This is a genomic window from Embleya sp. NBC_00888, assembly GCF_045207655.1.
Taxonomy (GTDB): Bacteria; Actinomycetota; Actinomycetes; order Streptomycetales; family Streptomycetaceae; genus Embleya.
The window spans coordinates 589623-606735 of the sequence record NZ_CP108784.1 but is presented as its reverse complement, the minus strand read 5'-3'; the positions used below and the strand labels follow the sequence as shown (position 1 = coordinate 606735).

At 69.2% G+C, this 17113-nt stretch carries 8 protein-coding genes; 5 read left to right on the top strand and 3 right to left on the bottom strand.

Translation table 11 applies throughout. The features are described from left to right. Window positions 1-59: 59 nt before the first annotated feature. The 3 genes from OG948_RS02675 (at window position 60) to OG948_RS02665 (ending at window position 1957) form a co-directional block, all read left to right on the top strand. On the top strand, window positions 60-1007 hold the full coding sequence (locus tag OG948_RS02675) for a serine/threonine-protein kinase (RefSeq protein WP_406293489.1): 948 nt from the start codon (window positions 60-62) through the stop codon (window positions 1005-1007). 55 nt (window positions 1008-1062) lie between these two features. After that, window positions 1063-1209 (top strand): PQQ-binding-like beta-propeller repeat protein, encoded by a 147-nt coding sequence (locus tag OG948_RS02670; RefSeq protein ID WP_406293488.1) that lies wholly within the window; start codon window positions 1063-1065, stop codon window positions 1207-1209. Window positions 1210-1735: 526 nt separating this feature from the next. Further along, complete coding sequence (locus OG948_RS02665; protein WP_406293487.1) at window positions 1736-1957, top strand: hypothetical protein; 222 nt, start codon at window positions 1736-1738, stop codon at window positions 1955-1957. On the opposite strand, the gene OG948_RS02660 is transcribed toward OG948_RS02665, so the two are convergent. After that, window positions 1954-2826: a helix-turn-helix domain-containing protein gene (locus tag OG948_RS02660; RefSeq protein WP_406293485.1), complete on the bottom strand. Its 873-nt coding sequence runs from the start codon at window positions 2824-2826 to the stop codon at window positions 1954-1956. The two genes, OG948_RS02665 and OG948_RS02660, sit on opposite strands and share 4 nt — an antisense overlap. A gap of 148 nt (window positions 2827-2974) precedes the next feature. On the opposite strand from OG948_RS02660, the gene OG948_RS02655 reads away from it, so the two are divergent. Beyond that, entirely contained in the window at window positions 2975-4597 is a 1623-nt protein-coding gene (locus OG948_RS02655; protein WP_406293483.1) for an MFS transporter, read from the top strand. Here the strand turns inward: OG948_RS02655 and OG948_RS02650 are convergent. Together OG948_RS02650 and OG948_RS02645 are read right to left on the bottom strand one after the other, a co-directional pair. Further along, window positions 4540-4737 carry a hypothetical protein gene (locus tag OG948_RS02650; RefSeq protein ID WP_406293481.1) on the bottom strand — a complete coding sequence of 66 codons (198 nt, stop codon included), beginning with the start codon at window positions 4735-4737 and terminating at the stop codon, window positions 4540-4542. The genes OG948_RS02655 and OG948_RS02650 overlap by 58 nt on opposite strands. Before the next feature lie 128 nt (window positions 4738-4865). Further along, window positions 4866-9524 carry an FG-GAP-like repeat-containing protein gene (locus OG948_RS02645; RefSeq protein ID WP_406293480.1) on the bottom strand — a complete coding sequence of 1553 codons (4659 nt, stop codon included), beginning with the start codon at window positions 9522-9524 and terminating at the stop codon, window positions 4866-4868. 450 nt (window positions 9525-9974) lie between these two features. On the opposite strand from OG948_RS02645, the gene OG948_RS02640 reads away from it, so the two are divergent. Next, complete coding sequence (locus OG948_RS02640; protein WP_406293478.1) at window positions 9975-16898, top strand: RHS repeat-associated core domain-containing protein; 6924 nt, start codon at window positions 9975-9977, stop codon at window positions 16896-16898. Window positions 16899-17113: the final 215 nt, after the last annotated feature.

Sequence of the window (17113 nt, the reverse complement as noted above, 5' to 3'; positions counted from 1 at the left end):
GACGTGGTGGGCGGGCGTGGGGTCGGTGTGGGATCTTCGGGTGGGGCCACGTACGGGGCGTGGTCTGCTGGGCGGCTGCCGCGCGGTGCGTGGTGCCGCTGTCGGGGCGGGGGCTGGTGGCGGTGCGGGTGTTGGCGGGCCGGTACGAACTGGTGGCGTTCGTGGGCCGGGGCGGGATGGGCGAGGTGTGGGAGGGCCGCGACCGGGTCATCGAACGCCGGGTGGCGGTCAAACTGGTCCCGCACCACAAGCACGACAGAACCGGCGCGGAACTCTTCCTCCGCGAGGCGAAGACGGCGGGAACGCTGAACCACCCGGGGGTGGTCACCGTGCACGACCTCGGCCGGGACGAGGCGGACGGTTCGCTGTTCCTGGTGATGGAGTTCCTGGACGGCCGGGACCTGGCCTCCGTGGTGCGCGACGACGGCCCGCCGCCGGTGGCGCGCGCGATCGCATGGGCGGCGCAGGCCGCCGCGGCGCTGGCCCGTGCCCACGACGCGGGGATCGTGCACCGCGATCTGAAGCCGGCGAACCTGATGCTGACGGCCGACGGTCGGGTCAAGATCCTCGACTTCGGCATCGCCCGCTTCATGGAGGCGTCGAACAAGTCGAGCAGGGTCATGGGCACGTTGGCGTACATGCCTCCCGAGAGGTTCGCCGAGCACCCCGGGGACACCCGCTCCGACCTGTACTCCCTCGGCTGCGTCCTGAACGAACTCCTGACCGGGGAACCCCCGTTCGACGCCACCGGCCCGGTGTCGACGATGAACGCCCACCTCCGGCGCGGGCCCGCCCCGCCCGGTGACACCCGCGCCGGCGTACCCCGCGCACTCGACGACCTCGTCCTCGCCCTCCTCGCGAAACACCCCGACCACCGGCCGGCCGGCCGGTGCCGGCGAGGTCCACGACCGGCTCCGCGCCATCGGCCGGACCCTGTCCGGGCAACCCACAGGTCCACACGAACCCGGCAGACGGGCCGGGGAGGACATCCTCCGCGACCGGCGTGACGGACACCGGCCTTCGGGCGCCTTCGTCCCGTGGCGCTTCACGGCGCAAGGAACCATGGGCGCGCCGTCGGTGGTGGGTGGGGTCGTGTACGTCGGCAGCGACGACAAGAATGTGTACGCCCTCGACGCGGCCACCGGCATCGGGAAGTGGTCCTATCCCACCGGCGACAGGGTCGCCACCGGCTCGGGACCGGCCACGTAGCCACAGCCTCCGCACGGAGCGAGCGGGGGAGCAGGGAGGCGGCGTCGGGGTCGTGGAAACCGCGGCGGGAGAGCACCGGTCTCGTCTCGCTCGACCGGGCGCGGCGCCGGCCGAGGCCGCCGCGGTCGACGACGGCTCGGCCGCTGCGGCTGGAGCCCGTCCATATCTGCCGGTCCGAGGACACGCTCACCGCCGACGAGATCGACCCCCGCGAGTGGCTCCGGGCCCTGTCCACCCCCGAACCCGCTGTCGGCTGCGGACGCGTGGCCTGGTCCTTTCCGCCCGGGGCGCCCGGGCGTGAGCGGGAATCACGGGGGGAGTCCGGGGCCACTCGCCGTACGCGCCGGATCACCCGAGAGGGTGCGCGGTCGACGAAGGTTTGGCGCACAACCGCCGACAAGGCAGCGCGGCTCTCGCTCCCGCGTCCACCGACCCTGGCCTCGCGCAGTGGCTCGGGGCGTTCCGGCGCCACGAAGAGGGATTCACCGCCGCCGTCGCTGTCGGGCGCCGCGACACGGCCGTGGGTATGGCCACGGATGTGGGTCGCGGCAACCTGGCGTTCGAGTTCCTCGACGAGCGGAGCGTGCCGGACTCCACCGCGCAGGCGCACCGCGACGACTTCGCGCGCCGCATCGACGCGGCCCAGGGCGCGCTCGCGGGCCGGCGCCGGGCACCCCCGCTGCTGCTCGGCGCGGGCCTGCCGTTGGTGCCCGCGGGCGTACGACCGAGGCTGCGGGAGTACCGCTAGCGCGGTCCCACAGCCGAGGGCGAGGCCGTTTCCCGGGCGCGGCCCAGGTCGGCCAGGCGGCGTAGTGCGTGCTCGGATGCGGAGCCCGGCTCGGCGGCGAACAGGTCGAGGCCGCTGTATTCGAGGTCGCCGGGCAGCGTCACGAGTTCGCCGTACAGCTCCAGGTCGCCGACGACGGGGTGGTGCAGCCGGTAGAACCGGTGGCCCGTGCGCGCGACGGGATGGGACGACCACATTCGTGCGAACTCGGGACTGGCCGCGCGCAGCCGCTCGATGTGTGCGACGAGGCGCCGGTCGCCCCGGTAACAGGCGGACAACACCCGCAGGTGCGCGACGTGTTCGACCGCCGTGCGCTCCCAGTCGTCGCCGTGCAGGTCGCGCATGTCCGGCCGGCGGAAGATCAGGTCGGAGATGCTGCGCTCGCCCTCGGGCATCGCCGCGAAGTCGCCGAAGAGCGCGGTCGCGACCGGGTTCCACGCCACGACCTCGGTGTGCCGCCCGACCAGGATCGCCGGGGTCGCGTCGAAGGACGCCACCAGGTGCCGCAGACCCGGGCGCGGTGGGACGGCGGTCCCGGGACACGTGCGGGCGTCGGGCCTGGCGAGTTGGCCCAGGTACGTCCGCTCGTCCTCGTCCAGGCGCAACGCCCTCCCGATCGCGGCCAGGACCTCCGCCGAGACGCTGTCGGCCCGGCCCTGTTCGAGGCGCGTGTAGTGCGCGACGCTGACACCGGCGAGACCCGCCAGTTCCTCGCGGCGCAGACCCGCGACGCGGCGGCGGCCGCCGTACGCCCGCAGCCCGACGTCCTCCGGGCTCAGGCGGGCGCGGCGGGACTTGAGGAACTCGCTCAGTTCGATACGTGCGTCCACACCGCGACCATAACCGGGGAGGCACGAAGGTGATCACGCGGTGCGTAGGCAAAGCCGGGACCTGGGTAGCGCGTGGCGGTCCGCCCAGGCTGGGAAGCGACCCAGCCGCCCGCCTCACTCCCGAGGCCCTTTCCGGAGGTCGGCCTTTATGCCACCGCCTGCCAACCTCGTACGCCCCACCAACCTCGCACGCCCCGCCTGGACACTCGCCCTCCTCGCCCTCGCGGGCCTGATCACCGCGCTCGACTTCACGGTCGTGTACGTCGCGCTGCCCGAGATCGCCGCCGACGTCGGCTTCTCCGACCGCGGGCTGCAGTGGGTCGTCAGCTCGTACGCCGTCGTGTACGGCGGACTCCTGCTGCTCGGCGGCCGCCTCGCGGACCTGCTCGGCAGACGCCGCATGTTCGTGCTCGGCATGGCGCTGTACGGCGCCGGCTCGCTCTTGGGCGGCCTCGCCACCGCGCCGGGCGCGCTGATCGGCGCGCGGGCCGTGCAGGGCGTGGGCGGCGCGGTCCTGTTCCCCGCGACGCTGTCACTCGTCAACACGCTGTTCGCGGAAGGGCGTTCGCGGACCCGGGCGCTGACCGTGTGGGCGGTGTCGGGAGCGGGCGGGCTGAGCCTGGGCGCACTGCTCGGCGGCGTACTGACAAGTGCGTTCGGCTGGCAGGCGGTGTTCTACGTCAATGTGCCGCTGGTCGTGGTCGCCGCGCCGGCCGCGTTCGCGCTGCTGCCCGCGGACGCGGCGTGGCGCGGCGGGCGTGAGGGCAGCGAAGGGTGCGAGGGACAGGACGGACGCAGCGAGCGCGGCGGGCGTGAGGGGTGCGAGGCGTACGAGGGGTATGAGGGACACGACGGACGCAAGGGGCGCGACGGGCGCGGCGGGCGCTGCGGTGCGGATGCGACGCGGCCCGGCTTCGACTTCCCGGGCGCGCTGACCGGCACGGTCGGGCTCACACTGCTGGTGTTCGCGATTGCGCAGGGTCCGGAGTGGGGTTGGACGGATCCCCGGGTGCCGGGCGCTGCGGGAGTGGCAGTGCTGCTGCTCGCGGGATTCGTCGCGGTGGAGTCGCGGACGGCCGATCCGCTGCTGCCGCTGCGCCTGTTCACGCATCCCGGCCTGACGGCCGCGACCGGGGTGATCCTGGTGTTCGGACTGACTCTGCAGGCCGTGCCGTTCTTCCTGACGCTGTGGTTCCAGGACGAGATGGGCTTTTCGGCGCTGCGCACGGGGGTCGCGTTCCTGGGTCCGACGTTGTCGATCACGGTGGGCAACCTCGCGGGTGAGCGTCTCGCGGGGCGCCTGGGCGTGCGTCGAGCACTGATGGTCGGATTCGCGGTCGCCGCGCTGGGGGCCGCGGTGCTGGCGGCGGGGATGACGGACGACTCGTCGTACGCCGCACTGCTGCCCGGCATCGTCGCCTTCGGGCTGGGCACCGGCATCGTGTTCACCACGATGTGGGTCGCCGCGGCGTCGGGCGTCGCGGACGCCGAGCAGGGCGCCGCCTCCGGACTGGCGTCCACCGCACTCCAGTTCGGCTCCGGGGCCGGCCTGGCGGTGCTGGTCTCGGTGGGCGGGATCCGGACCGCCGTGGCGGTGGTCGCGGTGGGCGCCCTCGTCGGTCTCCCGGCCGCGCTGGCTCTCCCGAAGGCCGTGCGGCCTCCTGCCGACCCGGCCGGGCTTGCCGACCCGGCCGGGCCTGCCGATCCGATCGGTCAGTCGTCTTCGTCCTCGTCCTCGTCACGGTCACCCTCGGCCTGCGACGTCTCGTAGGCGTGGGCGGTCTGCTCCGATGTGGCGTCTGCGTCGGACGGGCGCATGTCGCTTCCCCGCACCACCACGCGCGGGGGTGAGTGCATTCCGTGGTGGTCCTCGTGAAGCCGGTGCTCGCCACGCACCTCGGTGTCAGGCATGGAAACCTCCTGCGGCCCACCGCACCCGGCGGTGCCGGGTGCGGTGCCGCTGTGTCTCCAGTGTCCCTCTTCCGCTCTCCCGTGTCCCCCTTCCGCGAGCCCCTGGGCTCGCAGGGCCACCCGGCGGGTCAGGGGCCGGTGAGGATGTCCTTGTAGGTGTGCACCGTGCCGTCGTCCCACAGAGCGATCATGTCGCTTCTGCCATTGGGGTTGATGTCACCGGCCGCGATGGCGCGCATGGGGCCCCAGGAGTTGTCGGGCCACAGGGCGATGCTTTCGTTGAGGGTGGCGTTGCCGTTGCCGGTGTACAGGCGCAGGGCGCCGTTGGCCCAGATGCCCGCGAGGTCGGTCTTGCCGTCCTTGTTGAAGTCGCCGGCGGTGATCTTCTTGATGGAGCCCCACGAGGCGTCCACACCCAGGGGGATGCTCGTGGCGATGTGGCCCTGTCCGTCGCCGCGGTACAGGCGTAGTTCGCCGTTGGTCCAGATGTTGGCGATGTCGAGTTTCCCGTCGCCGTCGAAGTCGCCGGCGGCGATTCCGTTCGCGTGGTTCCAGGTTCCGTCGGTCCAGAGCGGTTTGTGTTCGGAGAGCCCGCCGTGGCTGTCGCCGAGATAGAGCCACAGGTTGCCGCCGACGGTGGAGGCGACCAGATCCGCGTTGCCGTCACCGTTGAAGTCACCTGCGGTGATGGCGGCGGTGCCGGTCCAGGTGGTGTCGGGCCACATGCCGACGCGGCCCTGGAAGGTGCCGTCGGGGTTGCCGCGGCGCAGCCACAGCGATCCCTTGTCGTCGATGGTGACCGCGTCGCCGAGGTGGTCGCCGTCGAAGTCGGCGGAGGCGACGAGGCGGTCGGTGCCGTAGAGGGTGTAGGTGCCGGTGTGCCAGGTCTGGTGGATGTAGCCGTTCTGGAAGTCGGAGCGTCGCCCGCCCAGGAGGGCGTATTCGTCGGTGGTGGGGAAGCCGAGGTCGCTGTTCTCCCAGCCGTGCGCTGCCCAATCGCGTCGGATGCTGCCGTAGACGGCCTTGGCGCCGGTGGCGGGCGAGGCGTAGATGGACCCGGTGACGGTGTCGGCGCCGGGGGCGAGGAAGTGGTTGAAGAACCCGGGTTTGTTCGGGGTTTGCGTCTCGTCGGTGGATGGGAATCCGAGGAAGCCGCGTGTGCCGCCCAGGAGTTGCCAGTGCTGGTAGATGTCGCCGTGCATTTCGTGGGTGCCGGCGTTGGTGGCGGTGATGGCGCCCGGTCCGGAGGTGGCGCCGCCGGCGAAGCGGCTGATGGCGCCGAGGTAGGTGCCGCCGCCGTCGTACATCTTGGTTTCGTCGGTGACCGGGTAGCCGAGGAGGCCGCTCGGGCCGCCGAGATCGAGCCACTTCTGGCGTACCGTGCCGCGGACGATCCAGGCGCCGGTGTAGGGGGAGTAGTTGATGGAGGCGGCGGCCGTGCCATTGCCGCTGTCGGCCTGGAAGTCGGCCCAGCGGCCGACGCCGTCGGCGTCGAACTCCGTGCCGGAGACGGGCAGGCGCATCTCACCGTCCGGGCCGCCGGATGCCTCGTACTTGGCGAGGATGGGCCCGCAGATGTCGAAGGTCTTGGTCGGGTCGATGCCGGACTTGAACGGTTTGCAGGTGTTCCAGGAGGTGAGTGTGTCCGTGACGAGGACGGGGGGCCGGAATGCGTTGGCGTCCGCGCCGGGGACCTTGCCCAGGATCAGGTACAGCCGGCCGCCGGAGTCACGGGCCCACAGGTCGCCGAGCTTGTCGTTGTCGAGATCACCGTCCGAGCGCAGCTCGGGGTAGGCGGAGGAGTCGAAACCGGAGCCGATCAGGGTGCGCCCGGAGTGGTTGCCGAGGGCGGCGACGTCCGCGGTGCCGTCGGTGTTCCTCTTGGAGGCGTACTGGTAGAGCTGCCCGGTGACGCGGTCTCGGGCCCACAGGTCGGGGAGTCCGTCGCCGGTGACGTCGCCGGGGGCGATGATGTCGAGGTTGCGCCATCCTCCGCCCAGGTGTGTGGCGTGGTCGAACGATGCGCCGCTCGAGGTCCCGTGGAAGAGCCACAGGCGGGTGTCGGTGCCGTCGGTTTCCTGGGTGAGCAGATCCAGCAGGGGGCTGCCGGCCTCGTCGGAGTCGTTGTCGACGTTTCCGGCGGCCAGGAGTCCGGTGACGTTGGCCCAGCCGGTGGCGTAGCCCGGACAGGCACCCTGGGGGAGGCAGCGGGTGGCCGACGGACGGGGGACGGTGCTGCGACTGCCGCCGGCGGCGAAGTAGGTACCGTCCGGTCTGGCGCCGTTGTTGCGATACATGTACAGGCGCGTGTCGGCATAGGCGTAGAGATTGTCGCGTTGGATCCCGGCTCCGCCGCGGTGGGTGACCAAGGACCCGGACCATGTGTATCCGCTGCCGGCAGGCGCGGGCCCGGCACCGGCGTCGGCGATCTTCAGGCCGCCCTCGGCGGGGTTGGTGTCGGTTCCGTACATCTTCAGCTCGCCTGAATCGGTGATGGTGACCAGGTCGATGCGGGTGTCGCCGTTGATGTCGCCCAGTTGCGGGGTGACGTTGAGGTTCGCCGCGACGTAGAAGCTGTACGTGGTGGGCTGGGAGCGGTTTCCGGCCTCGTCGACGGTCTGTACGAAGAGGTGGTGGGTGCTCCAGAGTCCGATCGAGAGATCCTTGATCGTCCACGTGTTCCGGGCCGCGTCCCACGTGCCACGTGATGCGCCGCCGACGGGGATGGGTCCGTCGAGGGCGTATTCGAAGTAGTCCACGCCCGATTGCCCGTCGGTGGCGGTGAGCATGAACGTGCCCTTTTCGTTGGTGCGCTTTCCGCCTCCGTTGACCGGGTAGTCGGTGCTGCTGACGGTCGGTGCCGACGGCGGTGTGTCGTCGACGGTGAAGGTGCAGCCGTCTGCCCAGGCGGAGGCGGTGATGCCGTCACCGGTCTGCACACTCCAGCGGTAGGTGTGGCCGCCGAGCAGTTTGCCGGTGGGTATGCCGGCCTGGGCTTCGTGGCCGTTCGCGCCGCGTGGGGTCCATCCGCCGTCGTAGGTGACGGAGTTGTCGGCGACGTCACGGACGACGAAGTGGCCGTCCGGATCCTGGCCGTCGGCGTCGGTGAGGGTGGCGTAGAGGGTGACGCCACCGACGGCGGGGTTGACCGCGCCGATGTATCCGCATCCGTTCGAGTCGCCGTTGACCGGAGTCGGGTTCATTCGGAGGTTGGTGGGGGTGTCGGGCGGGGTGTTGTACTCGATGTAGATGAAGGTGTCCGCCGCGGTGCGCGAGAACCGCTTGAAGCCGTCGTTGCTTGTGCTCCGCGGGGACTCCTTGCCCTGCACGCTGAAGGTGAGGTACTCCCAGTTCTGGTGCGGGGCGATGTTGGCGGTGATGTCGAAGTCGACGAGGCGGTTGCCGCAGTGGGAATCGACGCGGGAACTCGGAACGGAGGCGGTGCCCCACAGACCCACCTCGGTGGGCCTGTTGTTCCAGGAGGTGTTGGTCGTCAGCGTGTTGTTGGTCAGGTAGAGGGAGACGGGCTGGGCGTACTGGTTCTCGCAGCTGAATATGGCCGAGTCGACCTGGGTGGTGTTGAAGGTGACGCGGTTGATCGTCTTGCCGTCGAGGCGTCCCTGTCGGTTGTAGTCGACGCGGTAGTAGGTGCGTTCCAGGCCGGTCTTGGTGCGCCAGCGCTGGTATCCGGCGCCGGGTTGGTAGTCGGTGCGTCCGTAGCCGGGGGTGTCGGGGTATGCCTCCTGCGCCCAGCCGTAGAGACTGGCGTTGTCGCGCATGGGGACCCAGGACGGGTCGATGTAGAGCGGGAAGACGGTGTCGGGCGCGGTGAGCAGGCCCGGGTCCGGGGTCAGTGTGAGGGTGCCGGCGGTTATGTCGGTCTTCAGCGGGGCGGTGGAGGCTCGGGCGCCGGGTTGGCGCTCGGTGGAGGCGAGTTCGGTCGTGGGTGTCGTGCCCGGGTTGTCCGGGGTGCTCTGGAGGGATTCGCGAACGGGCTTGGCGATGGTGCGTGAGTCCCACATGGTGGCGGTGGGTGCGGTGAACGCGACCTTGTCGTCGGCGGCCCTGGCCGTCAGTGATCCGTCGGGGTTCGTGGCGACGGAGAGGCCGTCGGTGGTCAATCCCAGTTTCAGGGTGGCGAGTTGCGGGTTCCTCGCCGCCTGGGCGGTCTTGACGACGAGGGTGTGGGCGAAGCCGCCCTGTTCGCCGGCGACGACCTTGAGGTCGACGTCGGGCAGGACGCCCGGGTAGAGCGCGCCGTCGCCGGAGAGGATCGGCTCGGGCAGTGCGGTGGGCCAACTCAGCGTCAGCTTGCGCCCGTTGTTGTTCATCGTGGCGAGAAGCCGGTTGCCGCCGCCGCCCAGGACCAGGTCCCCGGTGGTGCTTGTGGGCCGGACGGTTCCGTCGGCGGCGCGAGTGAGCGTGGGGTCGAGATCGCGCCAGACCCCGTTCTTCTTCGTGCGGGACGGCTCGATGGTGCGCTTGAGCGCGAGGGTGCCATTGGGCAGGGCGCTGACGGTGTCCGTCTCCGTGGTCAACTCCGGTACGGGGACCGGGACTCCGGTGCGCCTGGCCCGCTCGGTCGCGGTCGTCTCCGCCTTCGCCTTCGCGTCGACCGACGAGGCGTTCGCGGTGGTACCCGCGGTCGGGATGCCGACCCTGGCGGGGGGTACGTTGCCGGGCGCGGCGCCGGCGGCGCCGACGACGCATGTCATCGACAGGGTGACGAGTCCGCCGACGAGTGCCGACAGTCGTCGTGCGTACGGGCGGGGAGGCGGGTGCCCCATATAGGTGGCTCCTCGGAAGAGTTGGCGGTGTACGGGGGCGCTGACGCGCATGGATGCGCGGAACGTACCGGTTGGCTACAACCACGCACCACGTGACGCAGATCACATCGATTCGATGGGTGTGTCGACAAGGATCCAAATGGCTCCGGATGGTGCGCGGAATGCTGAACTATGGCTGCCAACGGGTGATTTGGCCTCGAGGGGGACTCTCGGACAACCCTTCGGGTTGTAGTGACGAAGCACACACCTCGCGTCGGGAACTCCCTTTACTCGCAAGGAATTTGCCGCGTACGGTGCCGTCCGTCCGTGGTCTCGCGCCTGTTCGGGGCGGGATCCGTCCTGTCCTGGTGGGGGTTCGTCGTGCGGGGTTGGTCGTGGGGGTCGAGGGCCCGACGCGGACGGGGATTGCGTTCGGCGCGTCTGTTCGTGACGGGCACGACGATTTTGGCGTTGACGGCGAGCGTGGGCCCGGCCCAGGCGGCGAGTTGGATCAAGAACGAGCCGGACCCGGGCGCCTGGTCGCCCCGCGACCTGCCGAAGACGCCGTCGGTGAACGGGAAGAAGGAGGGCGTCGCCAAGTCGACGCCGCTCAAGGGCGACGGCCGCCCCACGTGGAAGCCGACCGCGACCGTGTGGCCGAAGCAGGCCGAGTCCGAGACCGTCCCGGCCCCCGCATCGTCGTTCGTCGCGCGGGGAGGCTCGTCCCTGCTGGCCGCCCCCACCGGCGGCAACGCCCCGGGCACTCCGGTCTGGATCACCGCCCGCGACACAGGCACTCCCGGCCCGCTGCGTACGGCCGCCCCTGCGGATCCTGCGGCCGGCGCCCCGGGACGGGTGAAGGTCACCGTCGCCGATCACGCGGCAGCCGAGAAGGCCGGCGTCGATGCCGTGTTGGTAACCGTCCGGCACGCAGACGCCGCCACCGCCACCGATCCCGGCAAGGTCACCGTCGGCATCGACTACGCCGGATTCATGGACGCGTTCGGTGCCGACTGGTCCTCGCGCCTGCGCATGGTGTCGATGCCCGAGTGCGCGCTGACCACTCCGGATGTCGCCGCCTGTCGCGTCAAGACCCCGGTCGCGGGTGGCCGCAACGACCGCGTAAAGAACCGTGTCCTCGCCGATCTCCACCTGCCCGTAGCCCCGGTCGCTGCTGCCCGCTCGGGGAATGTGTCGGCCGCGGGCGGTGCGATGGTCCTCGGATTGACCGCGGATGCGTCGGGTCCGTCGGGGGATTACAAGGCCACATCCCTGTCCCCGTCGGGTTCGTGGTCGGCGGGTGGCAACTCGGGTTCGATGCACTGGTCGTACGGCATCGCGGTCCCCCCGGTGATCGGCGGCACCGCCCCGCAGGTGAACCTGGCGTACAACTCGGGCTCCGTCGACGGCCGTACCACCTCGACGAACAATCAGGCGTCGTGGATCGGCGAGGGGTGGGAGTACTCACCCGGCTTCGTCGAACGCTCCTACGAGGCCTGTGCGCGAGACGGTCGGGACAAGTCCGGGGAGAAATGCTGGTCGAACCGGAACTCCCTGACGCTGTCCCTGAACGGCAAGTCCTCCACCCTGGTCCAGGACGACACCGACAAGTCCAAGTGGCGCCTGGAGGACGACGACGACTCCCGCATCGAGCCGTTGACCGGTGCGGTCAACGGCGACGACAACGGCGAGTACTGGCGCCTGACCACCGGCGACGGCATGCAGTACTACTTCGGTGTCGGCCACAAGCCGGGCGGCAACAACGCGGATCCGGCAACGAATTCGACTTGGTCCTCCCCTGTCTACGGGAACAACGCGGGCGAGCCGTGCAACAAGGCATCCGGGTTCGACGCGTCCTGGTGCCAACAGGCGTGGCGCTGGAACCTCGACCATGTGATCGATCCGCGCGGCGGGATGGTCACCTACTGGTACAACACCGAGGTCAACCGGTACATGCGCGGTGCGGTTCTGGTCGGTTCGGGCACGTTGACCGAGTACACCCGCGGCGGCACGCTCGCCAAGATCACCTACGGCTCGAAATCGACGGACACCACCCAGCCGACCGCCCAGGTCGTCTTCGACACGGCGGAACGGTGCCTGAAGAAGGACGGGTTCGACTGCGATCCGGCGAAGATGACCAAGCCCAACGCCGCCAAGTGGCCGGATGTGCCCGTCGACAAGCAGTGCGCCGCCACGGGCACATGTGCGGAGTACGGCCAGTCGTTCTTCTCCACCCGTCGTCTGACGAAGATCACGACGCAGTCCCTGGTCGGTTCCGCTTATCAGACGGTCGACGAGTACGCGTTGGACCAGGACTATCCGGATCCGCAGGACGGTTCGTCGCCGACGTTGTGGTTGAACTCGATCGCCCGCACCGCCTGGGAGGGCACGCGGAAGATCGATGTCCCCTCGGTCGACTTCGCCGGCCAGTTCAAGCACAACCGTGTCGACGCCGGTGGTGACCTGGCGCCGCCGATGAACCGTCGTCGTCTGACGGGGGTCACGAACGAGACCGGTGGTCAGACCACGGTCACCTACAACGACGGGGAGTGCACCCCGACCACGCTGCCGACACCGGATGCCAACTCCAAGGCGTGTTACCCGATGTGGTGGAACTACGACGAGGACGCGGAGCCGGTCCTGCACTGGTTCCACAAGTACACCGTCGCCGAGGTCACCGAACACGACATCGCCACCACGGCCCCGAACCGCTCGACGCGCTACGAATACGTCGGCGGCGCGGCATGGCACCGCGACGACTCCGAACTGACCGAGGACAAGGAAGCGTCCAAGCCCAAGAGCAAGGACCGCCGCACCTGGAACCGGTACCGCGGCTACGGTCAGGTGATCACCCGCTCGGGTGTGGCCCCCGCCGACGCGGTCACCCAGTCCGCGAAGTTCTACCTGCGCGGCATGGACGGTGACGTGAAGAAGGACGGCACCAAGCGGGCCGTCACCCTCACCGACTCCACCGGCCAGAACATCGTGGACGCGGACCAGCACGCCGGATTCGCCTACGAGACGCAGACGTTCACCGGCGACAACGGCACCGCCGCCACCACCACCCTCAACACCCCGTTCTCGTCCGCCGCCACCGCCACCCACACCCGCGCCCGCGGCCTGCCCCCGCTGGTCGCGCAGCGCACCGCGACGGAGAAGACCCGTACCCGCAGCCTTCTCGCCGACGGCACATCCTGGCGCGAGACCTCCAAGACCACCACCTTCGAGGCGGTCCACGGTCTCCCGGATACGGTGTCGGACAAGGCCGACGGCCTGCACGAGTACTGCACGAAGACCACGTACGCCCACAACACCGCGGCGTGGATCATCGGCAGGCCCGCCGAGGTCCAATCCCTGGTCGGCGCCTGCGACACCGCCGCCGCCAAGGACACCGTCTACGCCTGGTCCCACAACCTCTACGATTCCAGGCCCTTCGGCGAGGTGGGTGCGGTCGGCGCCGTCACGTCCACCGACGCGGTGGTCGATTACAAGACGGACGGCACCCCCAACTGGGTAACCATCACGAAGTCGGAATACGACGCCTACGGCCGCGTCACCAAGGCCACGGACGCCGAGAACAAGGTCACCACGACCTCCTACACCCCCACCGCGGGCGTCCTGCCGACGGTGGTGGCCGTCACCGGCCCCACCGGCTGGACCGCCACCACCACCTACGCCGGCGCCCGCAACCTCGCGGTCAAGGCCGTGGACGCGAACGGGTTGGTGGTGGAGCAGGAGTACGACGTCCTGGGCCGGTTGCTCGCGGTGTGGAAGCCCGGTCACAGCAAGCAGGACAACGCGGACCTGCAGTTCGCGTACGCCCCCAGCAAGACCGGCCCGAGCGTCGTGACCACCCGCACCCTGCGCCTGAACGACACGTACGCCGTCTCGCACCGGATCCTGAACAGCTTCCTCCAAGAGCGGCAGACCCAGTCGACGACCGCGACGGGTGACCCCGGTCGCGTGATCACCGACACCTTCCACGACAGTCTCGGCCGCCCGGTCAAGACGAACCAGCCGTACTTCAACAAGACGTCCGGGCCGGAGACGAGTGTGTTCGTCGGCAACGACAACGAGGTCTCCGGCCAGAACGCGGTCGTCTACGACGGCATGGGCCGCACCACCGCGCAGGTGTTCGCGTCCAAGGCCATCGAGCAGTGGCGCACCACCACCACCTACGCCGGCGCCGACGAGACCCGGACCACCCCGCCGGCCGGGGGAACCGCGGCGCTGTCGATCTCCGACGCCCGCGGCAAGCCGAGGGAACTTCGCGAATACAACGGCGGATCTCCCACCGGCACCGACTTCTCGAAGATCACCTACGCGTACACCCCGCGTGGGGAACTGGAGACCGTCACCGACGCGGGCGGCAACACCTGGACGTACACCTACGACTTCCTGGGCCGCAAGACCCACGTCGAGGACCCGGACAAGGGCCCGTCCGACATCCGCTACGACCTGGTCGGCCGCATCACCGGCACCACCGACGCCCGCGGCGGGAAACTGGCGTACACCTACGACGCCCTGGGTCGAAAGACCGCCTCCTACAAGGACTCGGTCGCCGACGCGAATCTTCTCGCCGAGTGGACCTACGACCGCTTCGCCAAGGGCCAGGCGGACGGCTCCTCCCGCTACGTCGGCGGCAAAACCGGCGCGAAGTACACGAGCGAGATCACCGGATTCAAGCCCGGCACCTACCTGCCCACCGGCACCCGCACGACCGTCCCCGCAGCCGAGGGCAAACTCGCCGGCATCTACCAGACGAGCACCGAGTACGAGCCGATCCTGGGCCTGCCGATCCGCACCGACGTCCCGGCGCACGGCGGCCTGCCCGCCGAAGGTCTGACATTCGCCTACAACGACGGCGGCCTACGCACCTCGCTGAGTGGCGCGCGCGGCTACCTGAACTGGGCGGACTACGACCCCTTCGGCCGCAACATCCGCGCCACCCTCGGCGCCCAGCCCCGCCAGGCGGCCTTCACCAGCGTCTACGACCCGTCCACCGGCCGCCTGCTGTCCACCAACTGGGACAAGGAGACCGGCACCACCACCAGCGTCGACGAGACCACCTACACCTACAAACCCTCCGGCGATGTCACCTCCGTCCGCACCAAGCGCGACAACGCCACCACCGACACCCAGTGCTTCGCCTACGACGCCAAACGCCGCCTCAAGGAAGCCTGGACCGACACCGCCGGCGTCACCACCCTCCCCGCCCCCAACGTCCCGGGCACCGGCGGCTGCACCACTCAGACCCCGACCAGGAACACGATCGGCGGCCCCGACGGGTACTGGCAGTCCTTCGAGTACGACGTCGTCGGCAACCGCACCAAACTCGTCGACCACGACAAGACCGACGACCCGACCAAGAACGTCACCACGGAATACGCCTACCGCCCGGGTCCCCAGCCCGAGGGCCGCACCCACCGCCTGGAAACCGTCACCGTCAGGCCCGGTACCGGCGCGGCCGTCACCACCGGCCTGACCTACGACCAGTCCGGAAACACCAAGACGCGCCCCGGCGCCGACTCCAACCTCCAGACCCTCACCTGGAACGAAGAGGACAAGCTCACCAAGGTCGCCTCCGCCACCGGCACCAGCGAGTACGTCTACGACGCCGAGGGTGCCCGCATCATCCGTCGCGAGGCCGGCAAGACCACCCTCTACCTCGGCAGCGACGAACTCACCACCAACACCGACCAGTCCGGCCCCGTCGTCGGCACCCGCTACTACACCACCGCCGGCGGCGCCACGGTCGTCCGCAACGCCCCGAGCACCATCACCTACATGGCGGCCGACCACCACGGCACTCCCAGTAGTGCCCTCGACGCCGCCACTCTGACCGCCACCCGCCGCCAGTCCAAGCCCTTCGGCGAACCCCGCGGCACCCAACCCACCCAGGCCAACGGCCAATGGCCCGACGACAAGGGCTTCCTCGGCAAGCCCATGGACTCGACCGGCCTCACCCACGTCGGCGCCCGCGAATACGACCCGGGCCTCGGCCGCTTCATCAGCGTCGACCCGATCATGGACCTCACCAACGCCGGGCAGATGCACGGCTACACCTACAGCAACAACACCCCGCTCACCTCCAGCGATCCGTCCGGGTTGCGACCTCTCGACGATTGCGAGCCCTTCTGCCAGGGCGGGAACACTCCGGACCATGGCAGGCCCCAGCCCGCCACTCCGCCGGCCCCGGACGACCCGTGGGTCGGTCCGGACGGCAGGGACCTGCCGCTCCCGGTGAAGAACCAGTACGAGTTCAAACAGCGTTACTCCAAGAACTACGCGTTCAACACCAAGCATTACGACAGCCCGGACCTCAAGTACAAGTGGACCGTCCAGGCGATGTCGTTGTTCCAGGCATGCCAGGAGACCGACGAGTGCATGGGCTCCGAACTCAGCAAGGTCTACTGGTGGTGGAACGCCTCATCCAAGCTCCAGACCGGCGAGATCGGTCCCACCGGCTCCAGACTCGTCCCGTTGAACGTGTCCCCAAGTACCGCCAAACTCCTCGCTGGAAAGACCGGTGGAGGCTGCAACAGCTTCCTGCCCGAGACGCTCGTACTACTCGCCGACGGCTCGAGTAAACCGATCAGCGAGGTCAAGGTCGGGGACCTCGTCATGGCCACCGATCCCGAGTCGGGCGAAACCTCGCCACAGCAGGTCACCGCGCTGATCACCGGGATCGGCGAAAAATCCCTGGTCGAAATCACTGTCGACACGGACGGCGACCGCGGCACGGCCACCGACACGATCACCGCCACCGATCATCACCCCTTCTGGCTCGAAGACCGGCAAGACTGGGTCGATGCCGAAAATCTGACGCCCGGTGACCTGCTGCGAACTTCCGCAGGTACCTACGTACAAATCACGGCCATCAGGAAGTGGACTCAGCACCGACAGGTGAACAACCTCACCGTCGAGGGACCGCACACGTATTATGCGCTGGCGGGCAAAACCCCGGTCCTTGTGCACAATTGCGATCCAAGCACTGGTCACACAAGGATGTACGTTCCGGGGCGCCCCGGTACGGACACCGAGCTGCAGGCCCCCCTCCCCGCAGGCTCAATGGTGAGTAGAGGAGGAAATCTCCAGGATGGCGCCTACACTTACGTAGTGATGCCGGGCGGATCAGTTAGAGCGTTTCACGACGATAGCGTCTTCTTCGGTCACGGCGTGCCGGCGGGACATACAAGCCTCTCTGGAGGTGGACCTGTGATAATGGCTGGAAAATTCAGAATATCGAACGGATCCATGGTCGAATTCGACAATCTTTCCGGACACTACACGCCGAATGGGTCTGGGGCGGAATCAGTGGCGCGAGACGCTCTGAATAGAAATGGCTTTAACGCGGCCGAGGCAGAGTGGAAACCCTGGCAATATTCTCAGTGAGTTCCTGCTCGTCTGCGGCTACTTGTTCGATCTGACGAGTGGCCGCAGATGAGCGGGGGGCGGGTGCGACTTCGTTGCGATTCTCCGACTGAAGGCTACTTGCAACGCCAATCAATTGCCGAGATTGTCAAGATGACCTGCGACATGATTTTCGATGCGGTGTAGTTCCGCATGGCCGGGGCGAACTTGGGGTAGGTCGCCATCGCGCCGCTCCA